This is a genomic window from Roseivivax isoporae LMG 25204, assembly GCF_000521865.1.
Taxonomy (GTDB): domain Bacteria; phylum Pseudomonadota; class Alphaproteobacteria; order Rhodobacterales; family Rhodobacteraceae; genus Roseivivax; species Roseivivax isoporae.
The window spans coordinates 1-5299 of record NZ_JAME01000084.1 but is presented as its reverse complement, the minus strand read 5'-3'; the positions used below and the strand labels follow the sequence as shown (position 1 = coordinate 5299).

The 5299-nt window shown below is 61.4% G+C and carries 4 protein-coding genes; all 4 read right to left on the bottom strand.

The window, feature by feature from the left end:
- Positions 1-350 precede the first annotated feature (350 nt).
- Positions 351-818 carry an NYN domain-containing protein gene (locus RISW2_RS22475; protein WP_051492356.1) on the bottom strand — a complete coding sequence of 156 codons (468 nt, stop codon included), beginning with the start codon at positions 816-818 and terminating at the stop codon, positions 351-353.
- Between the two features lie 788 nt (positions 819-1606).
- On the bottom strand, positions 1607-2590 hold the full coding sequence (locus RISW2_RS22470; protein WP_043775487.1) for a calcium/sodium antiporter: 984 nt from the start codon (positions 2588-2590) through the stop codon (positions 1607-1609).
- A gap of 53 nt (positions 2591-2643) precedes the next feature.
- Positions 2644-4554 carry a potassium transporter Kup gene (locus tag RISW2_RS22465; protein WP_244437724.1) on the bottom strand — a complete coding sequence of 637 codons (1911 nt, stop codon included), beginning with the start codon at positions 4552-4554 and terminating at the stop codon, positions 2644-2646.
- Positions 4554-5183, bottom strand: a complete 630-nt coding sequence (locus tag RISW2_RS22460) for an exopolysaccharide biosynthesis protein (protein WP_084615539.1) — start codon at positions 5181-5183, stop codon at positions 4554-4556. Before RISW2_RS22460 ends, RISW2_RS22465 begins: the two co-directional genes overlap by 1 nt.
- Positions 5184-5299 lie beyond the last annotated feature (116 nt).

Sequence of the window (5299 nt, the reverse complement as noted above, 5' to 3'; positions counted from 1 at the left end):
TCTGTCGCGCGATCGTAACTTGAACGTGTTGCGGGAGGGTGGCCAATCGGAGGCGCGCACTCGCACCCGCAGCGAACGGCGGGAAGGGTCCGCGCTCCGGCCATTCAGCCGAGGCGTAGTGGATGACCGGAGCGAGCGCTTAGCGAATGCTGCGAAGTGCATGAACTCGGGACCGGCGAATTGCGCTGCAGTCGCAGAGAGCGTCGACCGGCCCATACATGACAGATCCCCGCTACCTGACCGTGGCCGGCAGACCATGACAATCGCTACGCGCCATCCCCCCGCAGCGGTCTGGGGCTCGTCGAGCGCAGCCCGTCGATATGTTCCCACAGGTCCGGCGTGACGGGGTTTCAGAGCGCGTCGAGTACGATGTCCAGCCCCTCACGGCGGGCGTGTTTGGAGGCAGGGACGAAATCGCTGTCACCGGCCATGAGCACGATCCGGTCTACCAGCTTCTTTTCGGCGAGGAGCGCGATGTCTACGCCGATCTTCAAGTCCACGACCTTTTGGCGGGCGTAATACGGGAAGTCGTCATCGGTTAAGTTGGTCCATATCCGGTCGCCCCTCAGTAGGGACTTCAGTACACCGGGGCGCAGCGCCCATTCAGCGTTCTTTTCGTCGAGATGCCCCAGACTCAGCGGTACCTTGTGCTGGCGGCGTAAGGCGTCGTGGAGCGCGTGACGGAAAACGGCTTGTTCGGTTTGGGCCAAGTTCACCGCTCTACCGCTGACGGGCTGGTGGATGCGCTTCGATAGGGGCGGGCAGTCGTAGAAAAAGATGCGGTGCAGTTCGTCGATCCGGTTGGGATCGGTCTCCATCCGCGTTCCTCCGCGGCGGCGGGCGCAGATGGGCGAGGCACATGCGGTGCAGCTCGGACGCTGCGACGCCTGCGTCGGACCGGGCGAGGTTGGGGTAGAGCTTGGGGAAGCGGCGGACGAAGAAGCCTCCATCCACGAGCGAAGAAGCCTCCATCCACGAGGACGGCCGTTCGCATGAAAAGGTCTTAGCAGGCTATAGAAACAAGAAAGCCCTCCGTGGTGGCCGATCCGCTATTAGTATGGATCGACGACGGACGGAGGACTAAAGCCGTATATCGGCGATACGGCCGCTAAAGTCAATGTGTCGCACTGACCCGCTAGACTATGGCCTATTGAAGCGGACCTTCCGGCATGGCGCAGCGAAAGCTCACTCCGTCCGCGGTGCCGCCGCTAGCGAAAGCCGCGGCGAATGGCAGGAAGGAGCCCGGTTGCGGAAGAAGTAAATTCTCGCTGCGTGCTGCTCGCAGCGGTTTTCTGTTGCGGCGCAGCAATTTTTCATGTCGCATCGCAGCTGTGGATCCGGTCATTCAAACTGAGCGCAGCGAAATCCTTGGGAGCAGCGACCGCACCGCGGGATTTTCCAGTCGTTCCAAACTTCGCCGTACAGGCGCTAAACTTCGCCCCCGCGTTTTGCAGACGCAACACGCCAAAGCTCAGCAGTGCGGCGTATAACGCGGAAGCAGTCCCTCGAGCCATCTCCGAGGACTCAACCTTTCCGGACCGCTCACGGCACTCATTCATCTTGAAATCAGGGCGGGGCGAAACCCAGTCCTTAATTCATCACCTGCTCAGGGCCAGATAACATCGACGTAGCCGACATACCCGGCAAGAAGCACGGCGCCCTCCCAACGTACGATCCTGAGCCCCGTCCAAGCGACAATGACCAGCGCCAGCGACACGCCGATCATTACAAGGTTGTCGAAGCTTACGATTTCCGGCGGGACCGCGCCCGGAGCAATAAGTGCCGTAAAGCCGCCGATCCCAAGAATATTGTAGATGTTAGAGCCGACGATGTTGCCGAACGCCACGTCGCCCTGTTTCCTCAGACCCGCCACCACGGATGTTACGAATTCCGGCATCGACGTGCCCACAGCAACGATAGTCAGGCCGATCACCGTCTCAGAGATGCCGAAGCCCAGAGCGAGCGACACCGCGCCGTCCACGAGGAAGCGACCGCCGAACACCACGAGAACCAGTCCGGCAATCGCCGTCACTACCGAAACCAGTAAAGATCGTTGCGGAGATTCTGGGGGTGCAAGCGCCGCGTCGGTCTCCTGCAGAGCGAGGCTCTTGTCGTAGACCGCGCCATGCCCCGCCGGCGCGGACGCCTTTTCCTGGCGGAAAGCGAGGTAGATGTAGGCGATCAGCATCGCCACGAAGATCGCGCCCACCACCCGTCCGAGCGGCATGGCGAACGCAACGACCGAGAATGCGATGGCGACGGACAGCATGACCAGGCCATCACGCTTCAGGGCCACGGAGGTGATGGCCATCGGGCTGATCAGGGCCGCAACGCCTGCGATCAGCAGGATGTTGGCGATATTCGAGCCGACGATGTTGCCATAGGCGATCCCCGGTGCATCCGAGAGCGCCGCCTGCACGGATGTGACAAGTTCGGGGGTCGATGTCCCGAAACCGACGAGTGTCAGGCCGATGACCAGTGGCGAAACACCGAGCCCCGTCGCGACCTGGACTGCGCCTCGCACCAGCAGTTCGCCGCCGGCGACCAGCAGGACAAGACCTCCGATGAGGGGCAGCCAGATCTCCAACACGTTCAAACTCCTTTCGTTTTTAGCTTGAAGGCTAACAGATGAACTGAATTCGTCTACACTGCGATCTGCGACCCCATCTCAACCACGCGATCGCGAGGAAGGTGGTAAAAGTCGCTGGGGTCGGCCGCGAGACGCGACATCAGGATGTAGAGACGGTCCTGCCAGACCGGCATCCCGACCGTCGGACTCGGCACAATCTTTCGACGACCGAGGAAGAACGACAGTTTTCGACCCTCGAAATCGAGCCTCTCCTTGCGCAGTTCTCCCAGCGCCCGGTTCACGTTCGGCATTTCCATGAAGCCGAACCGAAGCGTCACGCGGGTGAACCTATTGTTGATCCGCTCGACCCTTGCTCGCTCGCAGGCAGATATCCGCGGTTCCTCCCGTGTTTCCACGGTCAGAACGATGATCTGCTCGTGCAGGACGTGATTGTGCTTGAGATTATGCAGCAGGGCGGGAGGCGTCGAATGGGGGTCGCTCGTCAGGTAGACAGCAGATCCTGGCGCATGCAGCGCCGAGCCGCGTTCGATCTGCCGGATGAATCGATCTAGCGGGACCGCCTGCTCGCGGCTCCGCCGAAACAGGTCCCGCGTGCCCCGCGCCCAGGTCCACATGGCCACCCCGATCAAAGCTCCGAGGAGGAGAGGTACGTATCCGCCTTCCGGGACCTTGAGCAGGTTGGCCGAGAAGAATGCAGCTTCGATCAGGAGGATAGGTATAACGACAGCTGCAATCAGCGACCAGGACCAGTTCCGGACGTGCCGAAGCATCAGCATGGCGAGCGCCGTCGTGACCAGCATCGTGCCGCTGACCGCGATCCCATAGGCAGCGGCCATGCTGCTTGAGGTCTGGAATTCGAGGACGAGAAGCAGCACCCCCGCAAGAAGCACAAAGTTGATGGCAGGGAGAAAGATCTGACCGCTCTCGCGATCCGACGTGTGTCTGATCTCGAAGCGAGGCAGGAGCCCGAGCTGAACTGCTTGCCGGGTCATTGAGAAGGCGCCAGTGATGACCGCCTGACTCGCGATGACGGTCGCGACCGTTGCCAGGATCACCAGTGGTAGCAGCGCCCAGTCCGGCGCGAGCAGGAAGAACGGATTCTCGAGCGCTGATCCGTTCGAAAGTATCAGTGCCCCTTGGCCGAGATAGTTCAGCGCCAGCGCAGGAAAAACCAGACTGAACCAGGCATACTGGATCGGGCGGCGCCCGAAATGGCCGAGGTCGGCATAAAGCGCCTCCGCTCCGGTCACCGCGAGAAAGACCGCACCCAGCACGAAGAAGGCGACGAGCCCGTGCTCGACAAGGAAACCGGCGGCGAAGGCGGGGTTAAATGCCGCAAGAATACCCGGTGCCTTGATCACCTGCACGAGGCCCAAGAGCCCCATTGCGATGAACCAAATGGCGGTGATCGGCCCGAACCAGCGCGCAAGCGGCCCAGTGCCGCGGCTCTGGATCAGGAAAAGCGCGGTAAGGATGACGAGTGCGGTCGGCAAGACGTACGGCTCGAAGACCGGCGTTACCAGCTTCAGACCCTCCACTGCGGATAGAACCGAGATCGCCGGTGTGATGATCGCGTCGCCGAAGAACAGAGCCGCGCCGGCAATGGCCAGAAGGAAAATCGCCAGCCCGCCGCGCCGGGTCGCCGACTGGACGAGAGCGTACAGCGCCAGCACGCCACCCTCCCCGCGATTGTCGGCCCGTAGCAGGAACAGGACATATTTTGCAGTCACGACAAGGATCAATGCCCAGAGCAGAAGGGAGACCACGCCGATCACCTCGCCAGAGGTCAGGCCGTCCTCGGCCGCGGGCCGCAGGGCTTCGCGTAGCGCGTAAAGCGGACTGGTGCCGATATCACCGTAAACGACACCGATCGCGCCGATCGTCAGGGCCAGCGCGCGCCCGTGCCCGCTTGGAGACACAACATTCATGGAGTTCAAGCCAGGAAAGGAGGCCAGCTTGCCCATCAGAAGATCCGAGCAAGAGCAAAAGCGCCGCCACCGATCATGGCCGTAACAAAGATGATAGCAAAAGCGGAGCCCAGAAATCCCAGAATGAGCCAAATCCCGTCGCGCTCGCTCAACGCGAGTCCCAGAGCGATGATTGCCAGTGCAGGCACACCATTGGCGAAGGGGATCGGCAGGAACAGCAGCAGCGACATCACCAGACACGCAAATCCGATCAAGCGGTCAATCATCGCGGTGGTTGCCCGCGGCCAGAACCGCGGTCGTGCAAGACGTTCGATACGTTCGACCCACGGCAAGGAGTAGTGGACGATCCGCGCAAAATGGGCACGATCCACAGATCGGTCGCTAAGAGCTCTCGGGAGCCAGACAGTGGACTGTCCCGCCAAGAGTTGAAGGGCCAGGACCATCAGAGGCAGGCTGGTGATGACGGAGGAGCCCGGCAGGTAGAGAAAAACGTTGGGCACCGCAAAAAGTATCATCAACGGTGCAAAGCTACGATCGTGAAGCCCAGCCACGAGATCGCCAAGAGCAATGCGCGGACCGAGGCCGCTCTCGAGAGCCCGCAGGACATCCGAAAGGCGGCGCGGCGCTCCATCTTGCGCCGCATCAAGAGAGGAGACGATGGTCATTTGATGTCGGGATCCATCTCAACAACACTAACAGTCCGTGAGCGTGCCGAAACCTTACCCGTCTTCCAGATCGAGAAGCCAATGCCCGCGCCCAGGATCGCGAAGGTGATGCCGAG